Annotated in this window: 18 protein-coding genes and 1 riboswitch; of the genes, 13 read left to right on the top strand and 5 right to left on the bottom strand. The window is 73.5% G+C overall.

The window, feature by feature from the left end; all coding sequences use genetic code 11:
* Window positions 1-32 precede the first annotated feature (32 nt).
* From ACZ7JA_RS02700 to ACZ7JA_RS02660, 9 genes are all read left to right on the top strand, one after another.
* Window positions 33-1,022, top strand: a complete 990-nt coding sequence (locus ACZ7JA_RS02700; RefSeq protein ID WP_351670263.1) for a malate dehydrogenase — start codon at window positions 33-35, stop codon at window positions 1,020-1,022.
* A 172-nt stretch (window positions 1,023-1,194) separates the two neighbouring features.
* Window positions 1,195-2,970 carry a hypothetical protein gene (locus tag ACZ7JA_RS02695; RefSeq protein ID WP_389445998.1) on the top strand — a complete coding sequence of 592 codons (1,776 nt, stop codon included), beginning with the start codon at window positions 1,195-1,197 and terminating at the stop codon, window positions 2,968-2,970.
* Window positions 2,957-3,310 (top strand): hypothetical protein, encoded by a 354-nt coding sequence (locus ACZ7JA_RS02690; protein WP_389446001.1) that lies wholly within the window; start codon window positions 2,957-2,959, stop codon window positions 3,308-3,310. The genes ACZ7JA_RS02695 and ACZ7JA_RS02690 overlap by 14 nt, the downstream gene beginning before the upstream one ends.
* A 10-nt stretch (window positions 3,311-3,320) precedes the next feature.
* The gene (locus tag ACZ7JA_RS02685) at window positions 3,321-4,472 is read left to right on the top strand and encodes a hypothetical protein (RefSeq protein ID WP_470806914.1); all 1,152 of its coding nucleotides are present in this window, start codon (window positions 3,321-3,323) and stop codon (window positions 4,470-4,472) included.
* A gap of 180 nt (window positions 4,473-4,652) precedes the next feature.
* Window positions 4,653-6,173 (top strand): aldehyde dehydrogenase family protein, encoded by a 1,521-nt coding sequence (locus ACZ7JA_RS02680; RefSeq protein WP_351670251.1) that lies wholly within the window; start codon window positions 4,653-4,655, stop codon window positions 6,171-6,173.
* A gap of 74 nt (window positions 6,174-6,247) precedes the next feature.
* The gene (locus ACZ7JA_RS02675; RefSeq protein WP_351670248.1) at window positions 6,248-7,780 is read left to right on the top strand and encodes a GMC family oxidoreductase; all 1,533 of its coding nucleotides are present in this window, start codon (window positions 6,248-6,250) and stop codon (window positions 7,778-7,780) included.
* On the top strand, window positions 7,777-8,934 hold the full coding sequence (locus tag ACZ7JA_RS02670) for a quaternary amine ABC transporter ATP-binding protein (RefSeq protein WP_351670245.1): 1,158 nt from the start codon (window positions 7,777-7,779) through the stop codon (window positions 8,932-8,934). Before ACZ7JA_RS02675 ends, ACZ7JA_RS02670 begins: the two co-directional genes overlap by 4 nt.
* On the top strand, window positions 8,934-10,880 hold the full coding sequence (locus tag ACZ7JA_RS02665; protein WP_470806911.1) for an ABC transporter permease: 1,947 nt from the start codon (window positions 8,934-8,936) through the stop codon (window positions 10,878-10,880). The genes ACZ7JA_RS02670 and ACZ7JA_RS02665 overlap by 1 nt, the downstream gene beginning before the upstream one ends.
* 1 nt (window position 10,881) lies before the next feature.
* Window positions 10,882-11,841, top strand: coding sequence for an ABC transporter substrate-binding protein (locus tag ACZ7JA_RS02660; RefSeq protein WP_351670239.1), 960 nt, complete (start codon window positions 10,882-10,884; stop codon window positions 11,839-11,841).
* A gap of 6 nt (window positions 11,842-11,847) precedes the next feature.
* On the opposite strand, the gene ACZ7JA_RS02655 is transcribed toward ACZ7JA_RS02660, so the two are convergent.
* Both ACZ7JA_RS02655 and ACZ7JA_RS02650 read right to left on the bottom strand, forming a co-directional pair.
* Complete coding sequence (locus ACZ7JA_RS02655; protein WP_470806909.1) at window positions 11,848-12,570, bottom strand: isocitrate lyase/PEP mutase family protein; 723 nt, start codon at window positions 12,568-12,570, stop codon at window positions 11,848-11,850.
* A gap of 26 nt (window positions 12,571-12,596) precedes the next feature.
* Window positions 12,597-13,097, bottom strand: a complete 501-nt coding sequence (locus tag ACZ7JA_RS02650; RefSeq protein WP_389303781.1) for a carboxymuconolactone decarboxylase family protein — start codon at window positions 13,095-13,097, stop codon at window positions 12,597-12,599.
* Window positions 13,098-13,143: 46 nt separating this feature from the next.
* Here ACZ7JA_RS02650 and pdxR point away from each other — a divergent pair, with 46 nt between their 5' ends.
* The gene (gene pdxR, locus ACZ7JA_RS02645) at window positions 13,144-14,532 is read left to right on the top strand and encodes a MocR-like pyridoxine biosynthesis transcription factor PdxR (RefSeq protein WP_389303783.1); all 1,389 of its coding nucleotides are present in this window, start codon (window positions 13,144-13,146) and stop codon (window positions 14,530-14,532) included.
* 183 nt (window positions 14,533-14,715) lie between these two features.
* Here pdxR and ACZ7JA_RS02640 read toward each other — a convergent pair whose 3' ends face one another.
* Window positions 14,716-15,546, bottom strand: coding sequence for a DMT family transporter (locus ACZ7JA_RS02640; protein WP_389304113.1), 831 nt, complete (start codon window positions 15,544-15,546; stop codon window positions 14,716-14,718).
* Between the two features lie 119 nt (window positions 15,547-15,665).
* Between ACZ7JA_RS02640 and ACZ7JA_RS02635 the strand changes: the two genes are divergently transcribed.
* Window positions 15,666-16,007, top strand: coding sequence for a hypothetical protein (locus ACZ7JA_RS02635; protein ID WP_351670227.1), 342 nt, complete (start codon window positions 15,666-15,668; stop codon window positions 16,005-16,007).
* A 12-nt stretch (window positions 16,008-16,019) separates the two neighbouring features.
* Complete coding sequence (locus ACZ7JA_RS02630; protein ID WP_351670224.1) at window positions 16,020-17,204, top strand: glutathionylspermidine synthase family protein; 1,185 nt, start codon at window positions 16,020-16,022, stop codon at window positions 17,202-17,204.
* A gap of 41 nt (window positions 17,205-17,245) precedes the next feature.
* Here the strand turns inward: ACZ7JA_RS02630 and rocD are convergent, their stop codons facing one another.
* Window positions 17,246-18,520, bottom strand: a complete 1,275-nt coding sequence (rocD, locus tag ACZ7JA_RS02625) for an ornithine--oxo-acid transaminase (protein WP_389303785.1) — start codon at window positions 18,518-18,520, stop codon at window positions 17,246-17,248.
* A gap of 44 nt (window positions 18,521-18,564) precedes the next feature.
* Window positions 18,565-18,653: riboswitch (ZMP/ZTP riboswitch) on the top strand.
* Window positions 18,654-18,685: 32 nt separating this feature from the next.
* On the opposite strand from rocD, the gene ACZ7JA_RS02620 reads away from it, so the two are divergent.
* Window positions 18,686-20,137 (top strand): glycine hydroxymethyltransferase, encoded by a 1,452-nt coding sequence (locus ACZ7JA_RS02620; protein ID WP_389303786.1) that lies wholly within the window; start codon window positions 18,686-18,688, stop codon window positions 20,135-20,137.
* A gap of 3 nt (window positions 20,138-20,140) precedes the next feature.
* Here the strand turns inward: ACZ7JA_RS02620 and ACZ7JA_RS02615 are convergent, their stop codons facing one another.
* Window positions 20,141-20,821: a hypothetical protein gene (locus tag ACZ7JA_RS02615; protein ID WP_470806905.1), complete on the bottom strand. Its 681-nt coding sequence runs from the start codon at window positions 20,819-20,821 to the stop codon at window positions 20,141-20,143.
* Window positions 20,822-20,962: the final 141 nt, after the last annotated feature.

Genomic DNA, 20,962 nt, shown 5'->3' with positions numbered 1-20,962 from the left:
GCCCCACCGCCAGCTGTCATACGGAGAACGCCATGACCCGCACTCCCGTGAACGTCACCGTCACCGGCGCGGCCGGCCAGATCGGTTACGCCCTGCTCTTCCGCATCGCCTCCGGCCAGCTGCTCGGCGCGGACGTGCCGGTCAAGCTGCGCCTCCTGGAGATCACGCCCGCGCTGAAGGCCGCCGAGGGCACGGCCATGGAGCTGGACGACTGCGCCTTCCCGCTCCTTCAGGGCATCGAGATCAGCGACGACCCGAACGTCGCCTTCGACGGCGCGAACGTGGCCCTGCTCGTCGGCGCCCGCCCCCGCACCAAGGGCATGGAGCGCGGCGACCTGCTGGAGGCCAACGGCGGCATCTTCAAGCCGCAGGGCAAGGCCATCAACGACCACGCCGCGGACGACATCAAGGTCCTGGTCGTCGGCAACCCGGCCAACACCAACGCGCTGATCGCCCAGGCCGCCGCGCCGGACGTACCGGCCGAGCGCTTCACCGCGATGACCCGCCTCGACCACAACCGCGCGCTGACCCAGCTCGCGAAGAAGACGGGCTCGACGGTCGCCGACATCAAGCGCCTGACGATCTGGGGCAACCACTCCGCCACCCAGTACCCGGACATCTTCCACGCCACGGTCGCCGGCAAGAACGCCGCCGAGGTCGTGAACGACGAGAAGTGGCTGGCCGAGGACTTCATCCCGACCGTCGCCAAGCGCGGCGCCGCGATCATCGAGGCCCGTGGCGCCTCGTCCGCCGCCTCCGCCGCCAACGCCGCCATCGACCACGTGCACACGTGGGTCAACGGCACCGCCGAGGGCGACTGGACCTCCATGGGCATCCCGTCGGACGGCTCCTACGGCGTCCCGGAGGGCCTGATCTCCTCCTTCCCGGTCACCACCAAGGACGGCAAGTACGAGATCGTCCAGGGCCTGGACATCAACGAGTTCTCCCGCGCCCGCATCGACGCCTCCGTCAAGGAGCTCGAGGAGGAGCGCGAGGCGGTCCGCGGTCTCGGCCTCATCTGAGCACGACCGCGGCGGCGACGCCGTGCACCCGAGCGGCCCCGCTCCGGTTCTCCGGAGCGGGGCCGCTCGCGTGCGTACGCGAACCCGGGCCGGTGTCACACCGTTGCCCTATGCTGATGGCTCGTCAACTCATCTCTTCACGGAGTGACTTACCACGCCTCGGGGGAATCGCGTGAACACCGCATCCGTGCCGCAGCAACCGCAGCCGACGCCTGCGACGGCGCCTTCCGCAGCGCCGTCCACCCCTCCGCACGCCAGCGAGGCCACCCGGCTGCTGTGCGCGGGCACGTACCTGGACCCCGGTTACCGGGACCGGGTGATCGACGAACTGCACCTCAACGAGCAGCGGTTCGTGGCGCCCTCGCTCGGTCTCGACGCCGCCCGCGTCCTCGCGCACGCCCTGCGCGCCCGCAGGCAGGAGCTCCAGTGGGCCGGGGCGATCTTCGGCCTGTGGCTGCTGGGAGCGGTGCTGACCCAGGGCCTGCTGGCCCTCTACGTGCTGCCCAGCCTGTACCTCGCGATCGGTGTCTGGATCCGGGGCCGCGCGCCGGTGGCCCCGCTGTACCGGACGGTGCCGGCCTTCTTCTTCCGCTGGTGGGGCCGCATCCTGCTCGCGGTGATGGCGGTGTTCACGGTGATCGCCGCGTTCGCCGGCGGGGACGACGGCCCGTCGTCCGGTTCCTACGGGAGTTCGTACGACCCGTACGACTCGTACGGGACCTCCGACTCGCCCGGCCTGAGCGACGTCTTCCTGCCCGGCTCCGGCGACGCCGGGACCCACTTCAAGCCCTGGCAGGCCTGGGCCGCCCTGGTGGTCCTCGCCCTCGTCGCGGTGTGCCTGGCGGGTCAGCGGGGCCAGTTCGCGCGCGTCCTGGCCGGCGAGCTGTCCCCGCAGCGCTTCCCCGACGCCGCCGACGACCCCGCCGAACAGGGCGAGAACCGGCGCTTCCAGTGGCTCAGGCACCGCATCCGCACGGAACAGCACGCGCCGCTGATCATGTACCACGAGGCGCGCCCGTTCTGCGGGGCCGGGCAGGCGCAGCAGGACTGGGTGCTGGCCGTCGAGCTGAAGCCCGACGCGCTGAAGAAGCGGCAGCAGCCGATCAGCAACCGGCTGGTGCTGGAGAAGATCCGGCCGCTGGTGGAGCGGCTCCGGCTGCCCGCCGAGTACGCGGGGCCCGGGGTGCGCGACCGGCTGCGCTGGCTGGAGATCGACGAGTGCGTGTTCCTGCCCGCCGAGGGTCTGCTGCGCCGCGACGACGCGCCGTACCAGCAGCAGGCCTTCGAGCAGCACCGGGCGCACGCGGTCGAGGAGGGCGCCGAGAAGCGCCGGCACTTCCTGCGCATCCGCGTCGGCGGCTGGGAGGAGGAGCTGGTCGTCACCGTCTTCGTGCGCGTCCACACCCAGGGCCGCATGCTCATGCTGGAGATCGCGCCGCACGTGCTGCAGCCGGTGCGCCCGCTCTTCAAGGAGGCCGACCGCGCCGCCCACCGGTACCGGCACAACAGCGCACTGGGCAAGGCGGTCTGGGCCGTCGCCCGGGTGCCGGTCTCGCCGGCCCGGTCCCTGATCGTCCTCGGCAGGGCGGTGGCGTACGGCTGGCGGCTGCTCACCGGCGGGTACGCGAACGCGCTGCCGGACGGTCCCGCACTGTCCGTCCGGGAGCTGGGCTCGGCCGACGCCGGTTCGCAGTTCCAGGAGATGGACGCCTCCCGCTACCTGAAGAGCATCCAGGACCGGGTGGCGAACGGCGTGCGCGCCGCGCTCGCCGAAGCCGGCTACCAGACCGGCGAGTTCGTCCAGCAGATCAACAACATCAGCAACGGGGGCGTGCACATCGGCCGCGTCGAGGGCAGCACCTTCGCCGTCGGCGACAACTCCTCCGCCTCCTCCACCAACGGCGGCGGCGAGCCGCGGAAGGGAGCCGACGCACATGGCGACGAATGAGCCGGGGGTCAGCATCGGCGACGTCTCGCACAGCACCTTCGCCATCGGCGACCACGCGCACGCCGAGAGCCACCACGGCACGGCCGCGCCGCGCGACGCGGCGGCCGAGGAGCTGCTGCTCGCCGTGCGGGAACTGCGCGCCGACCTGGCACGGGTGCGGGCCGACGAGCGGACGGCGGAACTCGACGCCGCCCTCGCGGACACGGAGGACGAGATCACCCGCACCGGCCAGGCCGCCCCCTCCCGGCGCGAGCGCCTGCGCCGGCTGCTCGACGACTCCCAGGCGCTGGTCGGCCTGCTCGCCTCGGCGGGCACGCTGGCCGGCCTGGTGGGGCTGTGAGGCGGACGCCATGAGCGGGGGAGCGCGGTACTGGAACGAGGAGACCCAGCGCTGGGAGGACAGCGAGGGAGGTCAGGCCGGCGCACCGGTGACACCGCCGCCGCCGGCCATGCCGGACCGGGCGCCCGGGTGGCCGCCGGCCGGACCGCGGACGGCCGCCGAGGGCGGGTCCGTCCCGCCCGACCCCGTCCCGCCGGACTCCGTCCCTCCGATGCCGTCGGCGCCGTTCGCGCCCGCGGCGCCCGAGCAGGCGCCGGCCGCACCGCCGGCGCCGTGGCCGGACCCGTCCGGCGCCCCGCACGGGTCCTGGCCGGGCGCCTCCGCCGGCCCGCCGGGCGGACCGGGCGGCCTCGAAACGGGTGGCGGCGGTGCGGGCTGGTCCTCGCCCGAATGGCCCGTGCCGACCGTGCCGCCCGGGCCGGCGCAGGCGCGCACCGGCGGGCCCAGCCGCAGGACGGTCTGGGCCGTCGTCGTGGGCGCCGCCGTGGTCGGCGTCGCCACGAGCCTCGTCCTCACCCTCGTGGTCGGGTCGGATGATCACGACCGGCCCGCACCGGCGGCCGGCTCGCCGAGCGCCTCCGCGGTCACGGACTCACCGGCGCCGTCCGGCGACCCGTCCGGCTCCGCGTCCCCCTCGCCGGAGGAGACCACGCCCTCCGCCTCGGCGAGCCCGCTGCCCGCGGACTGGGAGTCCTACGACGACGCCGAGGGCTTCCGGATCGCACGGCCCAAGGGCTGGTCGCGCTCCTCGCTTCCCTCCTCCTACGGCATCAGGATCGTCAACTACCGCAGTCCGGACCGCGAGCACCGGCTGCAGATCTACCAGGTGGCGGAGGCGTCCCCGGACGAGTCGTTCGCGACGTACCTGTCCGGCCAGACCGCCAAGCCGCCGGGGTTCAAGAAGCTCGCCCTGCTGAATCTCGACGAGGGCGACTTCGTCGGCTCGCGCATGGAGTACGTGGCCGACAGCATCAGGAACGAGCCGGACGTCGGCCGCTGGCACGTCTACGACGAGCGCTTCATGGCCGTCGACGGACGGATCTACGCCGTCGCCGCCTACGGCCCCGACAAGAACGGCGGCGCCGACGAGCTGAGGCTGCTCGACACCGCCCTGAGCGGGTTCTGCCCGCCCGACACGGGCTGTGACGCACCGATGGACTGAGCGCCGCGCCGTAGATAACCCGTTTCTGTCCGTTTTCGCACGAATTTTCAGTGACGCCGCGCACTGTGGGCCACTGATTCGGCATGCATGCCCGGGGTCGTGGGCAGGCGGCGACGGTCCCTGAGCACGCCGCCTGCGTGACACACGGGCACCGAACAGGAACGGAAGGCAATACCGATCATGGCGGACAGAACGGAACGACAGGACCAGGCGACCATTCACGCGGGAGGGGAATGGTCCACGGCGGCCTCCGGCGCGACGCGCGAGATCCTCGACCCCGCGGACGCCCGGCGGTTCGCCCTGGTCGCGGAGGGCGACGAGAAGGACGCGGAACGGGCGGTGGCCGCCGCCCGGCAGGCGTTCGACCACGGGCCGTGGCCGAGCACGCCGGTCGCCGAGCGCGCCGCGCTGCTGCGCCGCGTCGCCGGCCTCCTCGTGCGCGACCGCGAGGAACTCGGCCTGCTGGAGAGCCGGGACGCGGGCAAGACCGTCGAGGAGGGCCGCGTCGACATCGACTGCGTCGCCGACGCCTTCCGCTACTTCGCCGACCTGGTCGCGGGCGAGGCCCCCGGCCGGGTGGTCGACGCGGGCTCACCCGACGTCCACAGCGTCGTGGTCCACGAGCCGGTCGGCGTCTGCGCGCTGATCACCCCCTGGAACTACCCGCTGCTCCAGGCGAGCTGGAAGATCGCCCCCGCGCTCGCGGCCGGCAACACCTTCGTCGTCAAGCCCAGCGAGATCACCCCGATGACGACCATCGCGCTGATCGACCTGCTCCGCGAGGCCGGTCTGCCCGACGGCGTCGCCAACCTGGTCACCGGCCCCGGCCACACCGTGGGCGCCCGGCTCGCCGAGCACCCCGACGTCGACCTGGTCTCCTTCACCGGCGGCCTGGTCAGCGGCACCAAGGTCGCCCAGGCCGCCGCCCCCACCGTCAAGAAGGTCGCCCTCGAACTCGGCGGCAAGAACCCCAACGTGGTCTTCGCCGACGCCTGCGCCACCGAGGAGGGCTTCGACACCGCCGTCGACCAGGCCCTCAACGCCGCCTTCATCCACAGCGGCCAGGTCTGCTCGGCGGGCGGCCGGCTGATCGTCGAGGAGTCCGTCCGGGAGCGCTTCGTCACCGAACTCGCCCGCCGCGCCCAGCGGATCAGGCTCGGCCGGGGCACCGAGGACGGCGTCGAGTGCGGCCCGCTCGTCTCCGCGCAGCAGCGCGCCAAGGTCGAGTCGTACGTCGCCTCCGCCCTCGAGGAGGGCGCGGTGCTCCGCTGCGGCGGCAAGCGCCCCGAGCCGTCCGAGACCCGTCCGGAGAGCGGCTACTTCTACGAGCCGACCGTGCTCGACGCCTGCCACCGCGAGATGCGCGTCGTACGCGAGGAGGTCTTCGGCCCGGTCCTCACCGTCGAGACCTTCCGCACCGAGGACGAGGCGGTGTTCCTCGCCAACGACACCGAGTACGGCCTCGCGGGCGCCGTCTGGACCGCCGACGCGGGCCGCGCCCGGCGCGTGGCGGGGCGGCTGCGCCACGGCACCGTCTGGATCAACGACTTCCACCCCTACCTGCCGCAGGCGGAGTGGGGCGGCTTCGGCAGGAGCGGCACCGGGCGTGAACTCGGCCCCGCCGGCCTCGCCGAGTACCGCGAGACCAAGCACGTCTACCAGAACCTGGCGCCGAAGCCGGTGCGCTGGTTCGCCGGCTGAGCCCCCACCAGCCCCGCCGGCGAACCGCTTTCCGCACCCTGAACTTCCTCCCACCCCCCAGGAGTAACCACCCGATGCCCGATCACACCCACGAATTCGACTACGTCGTCATCGGCGGCGGAACAGCCGGTTCCGTCATCGCCTCGCGGCTTACGGAGAACCCGGACGTGACCGTCGCCGTCATCGAGGGCGGCCCCAGCGACGTCGGCCGCGACGACGTGCTGACGCTGCGCCGCTGGATGGGCCTGCTCGGCGGTGAACTCGACTACGACTACCCGACCACCGAACAGCCCCGCGGCAACTCGCACATCCGGCACAGCCGGGCCCGGGTGCTGGGCGGCTGCTCGTCCCACAACACCCTCATCTCCTTCAAGCCGCTGCCGTCCGACTGGGACGAGTGGGAGGAGGCCGGCGCCAAGGGCTGGGGCGCCGTGCCCATGGAGGCGTACTTCGCCCGCCTGAAGAACAACATCGTCTCCGTCGACGAGAAGGACCGAAACGCCATCGCCCGCGACTTCGTCGACGCCGCGCAGAGCGCGCTCGGCGTCCCGCGCGTCGAGGGCTTCAACAAGAAGCCGTTCACCGAGGGCGTCGGCTTCTTCGACCTCGCCTACCACCCCGAGGACAACAAGCGCTCCTCCGCGTCGGTGGCGTACCTGCACCCCGTCATGGACGAACGGCCCAACCTCCACATCCTGCTGGAGACCTGGGCGTACCGGCTGGAGCTTGACGGCACCCGCGCCGAGGGCGTGCACGTGCGCACCAAGGACGGCGAGGAACTGCTGATACGGGCCCGCAACGAGGTCGTGCTGTGCGCGGGCGCCGTCGACTCGCCCCGCCTGCTGATGCACTCCGGCATCGGCCCGCGCGAGGACCTGGAGGCGCTCGGCATCCCCGTCGCGCACGACCTGCCCGGCGTGGGCGAGAACCTGCTCGACCACCCGGAGTCGGTGATCGTCTGGGAGACCGACGGGCCGATCCCGGAGAACTCCGCGATGGACTCCGACGCGGGCCTGTTCGTGCGCCGCGACCCCGGACACCAGGGCCCCGACCTGATGTTCCACTTCTACCAGATCCCGTTCACCGACAACCCGGAGCGACTGGGCTACCGGCGGCCGGAGTTCGGCGTCTCGATGACTCCGAACATCCCCAAGCCGAAGAGCCGCGGCCGCCTCTACCTCACCAGCGCCGACCCGTCCGTGAAGCCCGCGCTCGACTTCCGCTACTTCACCGACGAGGACGACTACGACGCGCGGACCCTGGTCGACGGCATCCGCATCGCCCGCGAGATCGCCAAGACCGAGCCGCTGGCCGGCTGGCTCAAGCGCGAGGTCTGCCCCGGCCCCGAGGTCCAGGGCGACGCCGAACTGAGCGAGTACGCCCGCAAGGTCGCGCACACCGTCTACCACCCGGCCGGTACCTGCCGCATGGGCGCCGCCGAGGACCCACTCGCCGTCGTCGACCCGGAGCTGCGCGTGCGCGGCCTCGACGGCATCCGTATCGCCGACGCCTCCGTCTTCCCGACCATGACGGCGGTCAACCCGATGATCGGGGTGCTCATGGTCGGGGAGAAGGCCGTCGATCTGATCGGAGGTGACGCGCGATGACGCTCACCGTTCCCACCCGTAAGCCGCCCACCACGGACGCCCCCGTCTTCTCGGTCGACGGACTGTGGAAGGTGTTCGGCCCCAAGGCCGGCCGGGTCCCGGGCGACCCGGAGCTGAGCGCCCTCGGCCCTGCCGAGCTGCGCTCGCGCACCGGCTGCACGGCCGCCGTCCGGGACGTCTCCTTCGACGTCCGCAAGGGCGAGGTCTTCGTGGTGATGGGCCTGTCCGGCTCCGGCAAGTCCACCCTCGTGCGCTGTCTGACCCGGCTCATCGAGCCCACCGCCGGAACCATCGCCATCGACGGCGAGGACGTGCGCGCCATGGACCGCACCCGGCTGCGCGAACTGCGCCGCCACCGTGCCGCGATGGTCTTCCAGCACTTCGGCCTGCTCCCGCACCGCACGGTCCTCGACAACGTCGCCTACGGCCTGGAGATCCAGGGCGTCGGCCGGTCCGAGCGGCGCGAGCGGGCCGCCGAGGTGGTCGCCAAGGTCGGCCTCGAAGGCATGGAGAAGCGCCGTCCCGCCCAGCTCTCCGGCGGTCAGCGCCAGCGCGTCGGACTCGCCCGCGCGCTCGCCGTCGACCCCGAGGTACTCCTCTTCGACGAGCCGTTCAGCGCCCTCGACCCGCTGATCCGGCGCGACATGCAGGAGGAGGTGGCCCGCCTGCACAGCGAGGAGGGCCGCACGATGGTCTTCATCACCCACGACCTCTCCGAGGCGCTGAAGCTCGGCGACCGGATCGCCCTGATGCGCGACGGCCGCGTCGTCCAGCTCGGCACGCCCGAGGAGATCGTCTCCGCCCCGGCCGACGACTACGTCCGCGAGTTCGTCCGGGACGTGCCGCGCGAACAGGTGGTGACCTGCCGCAGCGCCATGCGCCCCGCGTCCCTCGAGGAGGCCGGCAGCGGTCCCGCCGTCCGCCCGGAGGCCACCGTCGCCGAGGCCATCGAGGCGGTGGCCCGCGCCGGCGCCCCGGCCCGCGTGATGAACCAGGGCAAGTGCGTCGGGGTGGTCGGACACGAGCAACTGCTGGGCGTGGTCGCCGGCACCGGGTCCACGCCGGCCGCCGGGGTCGGCGCCGGCGCCGCCGTGCCCGCCCAGGGCGAGGAGGCGACCCCGCCCGCCCTCAGCACCGGCACGGAGGGCGTCTGATGGCAACGGTCACCACAACAGCCCCCCGTACGCACCTCCCCGGCGTCCTGAGACACCGCGCCGCGGCGAAGCTCCTCGTGCTCGCCGTGGCCGCGGCGGTCGTCGTGCCCCTCGTCAACAGCCGCTGGGGCAGCGCGTCCTGGCCCGGCGCCCTCACCGTCGACCTCTCCAAGCCCCTGGCCTCCGCCAGCGACTGGGTGATCGACAACCGCGACAGCCACCCGCTGTTCCTCTACTTCTTCGGCTACATCAGCAACGCGGTCGTCCTGTCCGTGCGCGCCGTCTACCTCGCCCTGCTCGCCGCGGGCTGGGCCGGCGTCACCGCCCTCGGAGCCCTGGTCGCCTGGCGCGTCGCCGGTGTCCGGCTGGCAGCGGGCACCGCCGCCGCCCTGCTGGCCTGCGGCGTGCTCGGCATGTGGGTGCCGACCATGCAGACCCTGGCCCTCATGGTGGTGGCCGTCCTCGTCTCCGTGGCCGTGGGCGCCCTGCTCGGCCTGGCCGCCGGCCTCTCCGACCGGCTGGACCGCGCGCTGCGCCCGGTGCTGGACACCATGCAGGTGCTCCCGGCGTTCGCCTACCTCCTCCCCGTCGTCCTGGTCTTCGGCATCGGCGTGCCCGCGGCCGTGCTCGCCACCGTCGTCTACGCCGCCCCGCCGATGGCCCGGCTCACCGCGCTCGGTCTGCGCGGCGCGGACCCCGAGGTCCTGGAGGCCGTGGAGTCGCTCGGCGCCACCGCGCGCCAGCGGCTGCTGACGGCCCGCATCCCGCTGGCCCGCAAGGAACTCCTGCTCGGCCTCAACCAGACGATCATGATGGCCCTGTCCATGGCCGTCATCGCCTCCGTCATCGGCGCCGGCGGCCTCGGCGACCGTGTCTACCAGGCCCTCGCGTCCGTCGACGTGGGCGCGGCCCTCGCCGCGGGCATCCCGATCGTGCTGCTGGCGGTCGTCCTGGACCGCGTCACCGCCGCGGCCGGCGACGGCGTCCGGGCGGCCGACCGCCCGCGCACCATCGGCTGGCCCTACGCCCTCGCCGTCACCGCGGCCGTCGCCCTGGCCACCCGCCTGCTCGGCGCCCTCGACTGGCCCGGCGGCTGGACCCTGCCGATCGCCGAGCCCGTCAACCGCGCCGTCGACTGGATGACGGCCCACCTGTACTCCGGCGTCCCGGTCGTCGGCGGCACCGCCGACTGGGCGGGCCACTTCACCACCTGGGTGCTCGACCCGGTCCGCGACGGACTGCAGTGGCTGCCCTGGTGGGCGGTGCTGCTGATCGTCGCCGCCCTCGCCTGGCTGATCGGCACCTGGCGCACCGCCCTGACCGCCGTCCTCGCCATGGCAGCGATCGGCGTGCTCGGGGTGTGGAAGCCGTCCCTCGACACCCTCTCCCAGGTGCTCGCCGCCGTCGCCGTCACCCTCGTCCTGGGCCTCGCCACCGGCATCGCCGCGGCCCGCAGCGACCGCGTCGAACGCGCGCTGCGGCCCGTGCTGGACGTCTTCCAGACGATGCCGCAGTTCGTGTACCTGATCCCGGTCGTCGCCCTGTTCGGCGTCGGCCGCGCCCCGGCCGTCGCCGCGGCCGTCGTGTACGCGCTGCCGGCCGTCGTCCGGATCACCGCCCAGGGCCTGCGCCAGGTCGACCCGGCCGCCCTGGAGTCCGCGCGCTCGCTCGGCGCGACCGGCCGCCAGCAGCTCTGGCAGGTGCAGCTCCCGCTGGCCCGCCGCTCGCTGCTGCTCGCCGTCAACCAGGGCGTGGTCCTGGTTCTCGCCGTCGTCATCATCGGCGGCCTGGTCGGCGGCGGCGCCCTCGGCTACGACGTCGCCTTCGGACTCGCCCAGGGCGACCTGGCGACCGGCCTGGTGGCCGGCGCGGCCATCGTCTGCCTGGGCCTGATGCTCGACCGGGTGACCCAGCCCACCGAACGGCGCGCGAAGAAGGGAGCGTGACATGCGATTCCGTACGACTCTCACGGTGGCCGCGGGCGTGTCCGCGCTCGCGCTGCTGACCGGCTGCGGCGCCGCCGACATGACCAAGCAGGCCAGCCCGTTCGCCAACGCGCGGGGCTCGAAGACCGTCACCCTGTCCGTCCAGTCCTGGGTGGGCGCCCAGTCCAACGTGGCCGTCGCCCAGTACCTGCTGGAGCACAAGCTGGGCTACCGCGTCGACACCGTCCAGGTCGACGAGGTGCCCGCGTGGGACGCGCTCAGCCAGGGCCGGGTCGACGCCATCCTGGAGGACTGGGGGCACCCGGACCAGGAGAAGCGGTACGTCGAGGACAAGAAGACGATCGCGCCCGGCGGCGGCCTCGGGGTGACCGGCCACATCGGCTGGTACGTCCCCGCCTACCTGGTCAAGCAGCACCCGGACATCACCGACTGGCACAACCTGAACAAGTACGCCTCCCTCTTCCGCACCGCGGAGAGCGGCGGCAAGGGCCAGCTCATGGACGGCTCCCCGTCCTACGTCACCAACGACAAGGCGCTGGTGAAGAACCTGAAGCTGGACTACCAGGTCGTCTTCGCCGGTTCCGAGGCGGCGCAGATCACCCAGATGAAGCAGTTCGCCAAGGAGAAGAAGCCCTTCCTGACGTACTGGTACGCGCCGCAGTGGCTGTTCAAGAAGGTCCCCATGACCGAGGTGAAGCTGCCGCCGTACAAGGAGGGCTGCGACGCGGACCCGGCGAAGATCACCTGCGCCTACCCGCACACCCCGCTGCAGAAGTACCTGAACTCCGGCTTCGCGAAGTCCGGGGGCGAGGCGGCGGCCTTCCTGAAGAAGTTCAAGTGGACGACCGAGGACCAGAACGAGGTCTCCCTGATGATCGCCGACCAGAAGCTGAGCCCGCAGGACGCGGCGAAGAAGTGGGTGGACAGCCACCCGTCCGTCTGGAAGAAGTGGCTGTCCTGACCCGGCTCAGCGCAGTCCGGCGACGATCTCGCCCAGCGCGGCCGCGGCCCGCCGCTGGAGTCCCGGACCGAACGTGACGCGGGTGGCCCCGAGTCCGCCGAGCACGGCGGGCGAGGGGCCCTCGCCGTCCAGCCGGGCCGCCATGTTGATCGGGCCCTGGATGCCGGACCGCAGCAGGGGCAGCACATCGGCCGGCGCGAGGATCGGGTACACGCAGTCCGCGCCCGCCGCCACGTACAGCGCGGCACGGGCGATGGCCTGCTCCGGGTCGCCGTCGCCGTGGACGAAGGTGTCGACCCGGGCGTTGACGAACAGCCGGTCGGCGGCGGCCGAGCGGACCCCGGCGAGGTAGTCGGCGTGCTCGTGCGGGTCCTTGAGGACACCCCCCGCTCCCGAGTCCTCGAGGTTGCAGCCCACGGCCCCCGCCTCCAGCAGTCGCTCCACCAGTTCGGCCGGCGCGAGCCCGTACCCGCCCTCGACGTCCGCCGACACCGGCACGTCCACCGCCCGGGCGATCCGGGCCACCGCCGCGAACATCTCGTCGGCGGGGGTCTCGCCGTCCTCGTAGCCGAGGGAGGCGGCGATGCCGGCACTGGGCGTGGCCAGCGCCGGGAATCCGGCCTCGACGCACGTCCGGGCGCTCGCCGCGTCCCACGGGCCGGGCAGCAGAAGCGGGTCTCCCTGGGGGCGCCGGCGGTGCAGCGCGCGGAACAGGTCCGCCCCGCTCACGGCCGGCGGCCCCTCGGCGGGGCGGCTCACCCGTGCTGTCCCGGCTGGTAGTGGCCCGGCGCCATCCGGGTGGTCACGCCGAAGCGGTTCCAGGCGTTGATCACCGCGATCGCGGCGATCAGCCGCGCCAGCTCGGCCTCGTCGAACCGCTTGGCGGCCCGCTCGTACACCTCGTCCGGCACGAAGCCGTCGGTCAGCACGGTGACCGCCTCGGTCAGCTCGATCGCCGCCAGCTCCTTCTCGGTGTAGAAGTGCCGGGACTCCTCCCAGGCGCTGAGCTGCACGATCCGCTCCACGCTCTCGCCCGCCGCCAGAGCGTCCTTGGTGTGCATGTCGAGGCAGAAGGCGCAGTGGTTGAGCTGTGAGGCGCGGATCTTCACCAGCTCGTACAGCTTGGGGTCGAGGCCCTGCCTCGCGGCGGTGTCCAGGCGGACCATCGCCTTGTAGACCTCGGGCGCGTGCCGGGCCCACTCCAGGCGCGGGGTGTGTTCGGTGGCGTACTCGACGGTTTCCTGTGCGCTGCTCATGGTTCGACCCTAGGAGCCGGGCAGCCCAGGAGTATGGTCCATTCCCATGGCGAATTCCTGGGCCAATCTGGGCGTCGACCTCCATCTGGAGCCGGCCGGGACCAGCGGGCTGCGCCGCGGTCTGACCGACGCGCTGCGGGACGCGGTCCGCACCGGCCGCCTCGCCCCCGGCACCCGGCTGCCGTCCTCCCGCTCCCTCGCCGGCGACCTCGGCATCGCCCGCAACACGGTCGCCGAGGCCTACGCCGACCTGGTCGCCGAGGGCTGGCTCACCGCCCGCCAGGGCTCCGGCACCCGGGTGGCCCCACGGGCGGTGATCCCGCCGGCCGCGGACGCGCCCCGGCGCCGGCCACCGGGCCGCCCGGCGTACAGCCTCCTGCCCGGCAGCCCCGACCTCACCGCCTTCCCGCGCACCGAGTGGCTCAAGGCGGCCCGCCGCGCCCTGGCCGCCGCCCCGTCCGACGCCCTCGGCTACGGCGACCCGCGCGGACGCCCCGAACTGCGCACCGCCCTGGCCGGCTACCTCTCCCGCGTCCGGGGCGTCCGCGCAGACCCGGAGACGATCCTGATCACCGCCGGTTTCTCGCACGCCCTGCGCGTCCTCGGCACGCTGCTGCGGGCCCGCGGGGTGCGCTCGGTGGCGGTGGAGTCCTACGGGCTCGACGCCCACTGGGGTCTGCTGCACGACGCGGGTCTCGCCACGCCCGCCCTGCCGTACGACGAACTGGGCACCGACACAGGCGCGTTGACCGGCGAGGGCGCCGTCCTCCTCACACCCGCCCACCAGTTCCCCATGGGCACGGCCCTGCACCCGGACCGGCGGACGGCGGTGGTGGAGTGGGCGCGGCGCACCGGCTCCCTGGTCCTGGAGGACGACTACGACGGCGAGTTCCGCTACGACCGCCAGCCCGTCGGCGCCCTCCAGGGCCTGGACCCCGGCCGGGTCGTCCACCTCGGCACCGCCAGCAAGTCCCTCGCCCCCGGTCTGCGGCTGGGCTGGATGGTCCTGCCGCCCTCGCTGGTGGAGGAGGCGGCCGCGGCCAAGGGCCGGATCGACACCGTGGGCGTGCTGGACCAGCTCACCCTGGCCGAGTTCCTCACCTCCGGCGCCTACGACCGGCACGTCCGCTCCGCCCGGCTGCGCTACCGGCGCCGCCGTGACGCCCTCACCGCCGCCGTCGCCGAGCGCGCGCCCGGCGTCCGGGTCACCGGGATCGCGGCCGGCCTGCACGCGGTGCTGCGGCTGCCGCCCGGCAGCGAACAGCCGGTGGTGCAGGCCGCGACCTGGCAGGGCCTGGCCCTGCACGGCCTGTCCTACCACCGGCACCCGCAGGCCCTCGCCGAACCGGCCGACGCCCTGGTCGTCGGCTACGGGACCCCACCGGACAGCGCCTGGCCGGCAGCCCTGGAAGCCCTGTGCCGGGCCCTGCCGTGACGACAGGGCCTGTCACCCACGAGCGGGCACTTCCCGGGTCCTCCTCCGACTCCGGCGGCTGCCTCCGGTCCTGATCCGGATCGGAGTCGGCCCCCTTCGGCCCCGCCCCCCCCCGCGGACGTCTCCGGGTCCAGAGCCGGCCCAGGCCGCGTTCCTCCGGTCCGAAGCCGGCGCTGGGTCGTCTCACTCCTCCGCGGCCGCCGTGGCCGGTGCCTCGCCGAAGCGGGCCAGGGCCAGGGCGCCCGCCACCGCGACCGCGAAGCCGAGCGCCGCCAGCCAGCCCAGGCCCTCCCGGGTGCGGTCGCCGAGCCAGACGACGCCCACCGCCGCCGGGCCGATCGTCTCGCCGATCACCATGCCGGCCGTCGCGGTGGTCACCGAGCCGCGTTGCAGGGCCGACGTCAGCAGCACGAAGGCGGCGCCGCCGCCGATCAGGAGGGCGTAGGACGCCGGGTTCGTGAGCAGATGAGCCGGACGCAGCGAGTCGACCAGCCGGACCGCCACCTCCACCACCCCGAACCCGAAACCCGCCCCGAGACCCAGCACGAGGGCCCGCATCCGCCCCGACAGCCGCCCACCCAGCAGAGCGAGCACCGCCATGCCGGCCGCCGTCGCGAGCATCGCCCATCTCAGGGCGGGCGAACCGCCCTCCTCGCCCTCCGGTCCGGCCGCCAGCCCCAGCATCGCGAGCCCGGCGCACACCACGCCCACCGCGCCCCACTCCGTGCCGCTGAGCCGCACCCGCAGCAGACGTGCCGCGACCACGGCCGTCACCGCCAGGCTGGCGGCGAGCGCCGCGCTCACCGCGTAGATGGGGATCGAGCGCAGCGCCGCGATCTGGAACAGGAAACCGAGACCGTCCAGCGCGAGACCCGCCAGGTACCGCCACTGCCGCAGGGCCCGCAGCAGCAGGGCGACCTCGCCGCCCCCGCCCGTGCCGGCCTGCCGCGCGGCCATCGCCTGCAACACCGTCGCGGTACCGAAGCAGACCGCCGCGCCGAGGGCGCACACCATTCCGAACAGCACGAACCGACTCTAGGCGAGCGCGAGATCGCCGGGCCCCTTGCGGGGACCCGCGCACCCCCGCCTAGGCTGACCGCCGCACACCGCACAGCAGACGGGGGATCCACCACATGGCGAACACACGCGCGCAACTGCGCTCCACCACGGTCGTCCTCGGCGGCATGGGCCTGCTCGCCGCCGCCCTCACGGCCTGCTCCTCCTCCCCGGACAAGCGCTGCGTCGACCGGGACAGCTACCGCCTCGCCAAGGGCTACCAGGTCGTCTCCGACAAGAACTGCAAGTCCGCCAAGTCCACGGTGAACGGCTCCTGGTACTACGGCGGAAAGAAGAAGGGCTCCTGGGTGAGCGGCGGCTCCTTCACCAAGCCGAGCAAGGGCTCGGGCGGGTCCTCGGGCGGCGGCGGGGTGCACCGCGGCGGCTTCGGCGGCGGCAAGGGCGGCTCCGGCGGCTGACCGGCACACACCATGGAACGCCGAACCATCACCCCCCGCCCCGGCTGGCAGCGGACGGTCGAGGAGCAGGGGCTCGTCTATCCGCTCACCCGCCACCCCGACGGCTCCCTGCGCCCCTACTGGGACGAGAGCGCCTACTACGCCTTCACCCTGCCCGAGATCGAGGCGCTGGAGGAGACCGTCGCGGAACTGCACCGCATGTGCCTGGCCGCCGCCGGGCACATCGTGGCGAAGGACCGTTTCGCCGAACTCGGCGTCACCGACCCGCGGGTCGTCGCGGCCGTCACCGAGGCCTGGCACCGCCGCGCCGAACTCCCCACCGTGTACGGCCGGTTCGATCTCCGCTACGACGGCGCCGGCCCGGCGAAACTGCTGGAGTACAACGCGGACACCCCCACCTCGCTGGTCGAGGCCGCCTCCCCCCAGTGGTTCTGGATGGAGGAGCGCTTCCCCGGTGCCGACCAGTGGAACTCGCTGCACGAGCGCCTGGTCGACGCCTGGCGCGAGCAGGCCGCGCTGCTCCCGCCGGGCAGCCCGCTGCACTTCGCGCACTCCTCGGCCGACGAACTCGGCGAGGACCTGATGACGGTCGCCTATCTCAAGGAGACCGCCGAGCAGGCCGGACTCGAGACCGACTGGATCTCCATGGAGGAGATCGGCTGGGACACCCTCTCCGGCCGGTTCGTGGACAACGGACTCCGGTTCATCCGTGCCGTGTTCAAGCTCTACCCCTGGGAGTGGCTCACCACCGACGCGTTCGCCGGGCACGTCCTCGACACCCTCGACAACGGCGGCGGCAGCGGCACCACCCTGTGGATCGAGCCCGCCTGGAAGATGCTGCTGAGCAACAAGGCCCTGCTGGCCGTCCTCTGGGAGCTGTACCCCGGCCACCCGAACCTGCTCCCCGCCCACCTCGACGGCCCGCGCGAACTCGCCCGCACCACCGGCTACGTGGCCAAGCCCCTGCTGGGCCGCGAGGGCGAGGGCGTCACCGTGCACGAGCCGGGCGCGCCCCCGGCCGTACGCGACGAACCCTGCTGCTACCAGCAGTTGGCCCCGCTGCCCGCCTTCGACGGCAACCACGTCGTCCTCGGCGCCTGGACGGTCCGGGACGAACCGGCCGGCCTGGGCATCCGGGAGTCCTCGGGCCTGATCACCGACGGGTACGCCCGCTTCCTGCCGCACGTCATCCTCTAGCCGCCGCCGGGGCCGGGCCCGGACGCTCCGGCGCGCGGCCCTCAGCCGCCCAGCACGGCCTCCAGCCGGTCGAGCCCGAAGTCCAGGTCCTCCTCGGCGATGACCAGCGGCGGCGCGATCCGGACGGTCGAGCCGTGGGTGTCCTTCACCAGCACGCCCCGCTCCATCAGCCGCTCCGACACCTGACGCGCGGTGCCGGCCCGCGGCGCGACGTCCACGCCCGCCCACAGTCCGCGCCCGCGCACCGCCGTCACCGCGTCCCCGCCGAGCAGCCCGCGCAGCCGCCGGTGCAGCCGCTCGCCCAGCTCGGCCGCCCGCGCCTGGTACTCGCCGGTGCGCAGCATCGCGATCACCTCCAGCGCCACCGCGCAGGCCAGCGGGTTCCCGCCGAACGTCGACCCGTGCTCGCCCGGCCGGAAGACACCGAGCACCTCCGCGCTCGACACCACCGCCGACACCGGCAGGATCCCGCCGCCCAGCGCCTTGCCCAGCACGTACACGTCCGGCACCACCCCCTCGTGCTCGCACGCGAAGGTACGCCCGGTCCGCCCCAGACCCGACTGGACCTCGTCCGCGACGAAGAGCACGTTCCGCTCCCGGGTCAGCTCCCGCACCCCGGCCAGATAGCCGGCCGGGGGCACGATCACCCCCGACTCGCCCTGGACCGGCTCCAGCAGCACGGCGACGGTGTTCTCGGTGAGCGCCCGCCGCATCGCGGTCAGGTCGCCGTACGGGACGATCTCGAACCCCGGTGTGTACGGCCCGAAGTCCGCGCGGGCCTCCGGATCGGTCGAGAAGCTGATCACCGTCGTCGTACGCCCGTGGAAGTTGCCGCCCGCGACCACCACCTTCGCCATCTCCGCGGGCACCCCCTTCACCCGGTAACCCCACTTCCGCGCCGTCTTCACCGCGCTCTCCACGGCCTCCGTGCCGGTGTTCACGGGCAGCACCATCTCCATGCCGCACAGCTCGGCCAGCTCGGTGCAGAAGGCCGCGAACCGGTCGTGGTGGAAGGCGCGGGACGTCAGCGTCACCCGCGCGAGCTGCCGCTCGGCCGCCTCGACGAGGCGCGGGTGGCCGTGCCCGAAGTTCAGCGCGGAGTACCCAGCCAGCAGGTCCAGGTACCGGCGTCCCGCCACGTCCGTCAGCCACGCCCCCTCGGCCGTGGCCACGACGACCGGCAGCGGACGGTAGATGGGCGCGCTGTGCGCCTCGGCGGCGGCGATGAGGTCTTCAGCAGTGGGCACGGCCTCTCCCGGATACGACGGTGACTCTCCCGGACACGACGGTGGCCCCCTTCCTATCCCCGCTCGCATGGTGGACGCGGGATCTCCCGGTTCCGGCGCGCCCGGTAGGCTGATCAGCGGGTCGTGACTGGCGCGCAGGGATGGGACGGACCATCGGGGAGCGGCCCGACGGGAAACAGTGCCGTGCGCCTGGGCCGAACGTGAACGCTGAACGCACGCCGTCCGGAGGTCCCCATGCCAGAGCAGAAGTCCCTCTCCACCGAGTCCACGGCCTTCCGCGCCGCACTCGACGTCATCCGCACGGTCGAACCGCGGGTCGCCGACGCCATCGGCCAGGAGGTCACCGACCAGCGCGCGATGCTCAAGCTGATCGCCTCCGAGAACTACGCCTCCCCGGCCACCCTGCTGGCGATGGGCAACTGGTTCAGCGACAAGTACGCCGAGGGCACGGTCGGCCGCCGCTTCTACGCCGGCTGCCGCAACGTCGACACCGTCGAGTCCCTGGCCGCCGAGCACGCCCGCGAGCTGTTCGGCGCCCGGCACGCCTACGTCCAGCCGCACTCCGGCATCGACGCCAACCTCGTCGCCTTCTGGGCCGTCCTCGCCGACCGCGTCGAGGTCCCCTTCCTGGAGAAGACCGGCGCCCGCCAGGTCAACGACCTCACCGAGGCCGACTGGGCCGAGCTGCGCCAGGCCTTCGGCAACCAGCGCATGCTCGGCATGTCCCTGGACGCCGGCGGCCACCTCACCCACGGCTTCCGCCCCAACATCTCGGGCAAGATGTTCGACCAGCGGTCCTACGGCACCGACCCGGCCACCGGCCTCATCGACTACGAGGCGCTGCGCGCCCAGGCCCGCGAGTTCAAGCCGCTGATCATCGTGGCCGGCTACTCCGCGTACCCGCGCCTGGTGAACTTCCGCGTCATGCGGGAGATCGCCGACGAGGTCGGGGCGACCCTGATGGTCGACATGGCCCACTTCGCCGGCCTGGTCGCCGGCAAGGTCCTCACCGGCGACTTCGACCCGGTCCCGCACGCCCAGATCGTCACCACGACCACCCACAAGTCCCTGCGCGGCCCGCGCGGCGGCATGGTCCTGTGCGACGACTCCCTGAAGGACCAGGTCGACCGCGGCTGCCCGATGGTGCTCGGCGGCCCGCTGCCGCACGTGATGGCCGCCAAGGCCGTCGCCCTCGCCGAGGCCCGGCAGCCCTCCTTCCAGGACTACGCCCGGCGCATCGTCGACAACTCCCGCGCCCTCGCCGAGGGCCTGTCGCGCCGCGGCGCCACCCTGGTCACCGGCGGCACGGACAACCACCTCAACCTGATCGACGTGGCCGGCTCCTACGGCCTCACCGGCCGCCAGGCCGAGGCGGCCCTGCTGGACGCCGGCATCGTCACCAACCGCAACGCCATCCCGGCCGACCCGAACGGCGCCTGGTACACCTCCGGCATCCGCGTCGGCACCCCCGCCCTGACCACCCGGGGCCTCGGCACCGCCGAGATGGACGAGGTCGCCGGCCTCATCGACCGTGTGCTCACCACCACCGAGCCCGGCACCACCAAGTCCGGCGCCCCCTCCAAGGCCCAGCACATCCTCGACCCGAAGATCGCGGACGAGATCTCCCGCCGGGCGACCGACCTGGTCGCGGGCTTCCCGCTCTACCCCGAGGTCGACCTCGGCTGACCCTCACAGGTCGATCAGCTCCTGACGAGGCTCCTCGCGCGGCGGCCCGGTGCGACGCCGGTCCGCCGCCCGGCGGACCAGGAGAGTGCCGGCGGCCCCGGCGGCGAGCCCGCCGGCGGCCGCCCACCACAGCTCGACGGCGGACCACGACCGGCTCCGGCTCGGGGCGGCGGGCGCCGGCGCGCCGAGTAGCCCCGCACGGTCCAGCCGGTCGTAGAGGTCCCGCCGCGCCGGGTGCCGGCGGATGTCGTCGTCCTGCACGTCCGGCGCGGGGTCCGTGCCCACCCAGGGCGTGCCGTCCCCGGCGAGGAAGAGCTGGTCCACCCGCTCGACGGCCGTGTCCCCGCCCGGCGCCCGGCTGGTCTGCGGCCAGCCGCCCACACCGGTCAGGCCCCACACCACGGTGACCCGCACCCGCGGGTACCGCCCCCGGGTCCAGGCCCGGGGCACCGGCCGCGTGCCCGTGTACCCGGGCCGCAGCAGCTCGTGGAGCCGGTCGAAGGACGGCTCGCCGGAGGCCACCGCCCGCGGCGCGCCGTCGCCGTTCGGAATGATCATCACCACATCGGGTGGATCGGTTTCCGCCGCCCGCGCCGCCCCCGGCGCCCCCAGGGCGAGCGCTCCCGCGACCGCCGTCGCCCAGGCGGCCCGCGCCCGCCTCGGCCGTGTCCCCCGTACGCCCATGGCCCCTCCCCTTCGGTGTCCCACCCTTGTCACACCCCGCGGACCGGATCGCGCCCCGCCTGTTTCCCACCCGTTCCGGATCGCCGCCCGTTACCTGAGAGAATGGTGAACATGGCCAACGACCGCCCACCCGTCGCCCAC

It is taken from the genome of Streptomyces sp. NPDC038135, assembly GCF_055601245.1.
This window is presented reverse-complemented; position numbering and strand designations above follow the sequence as displayed.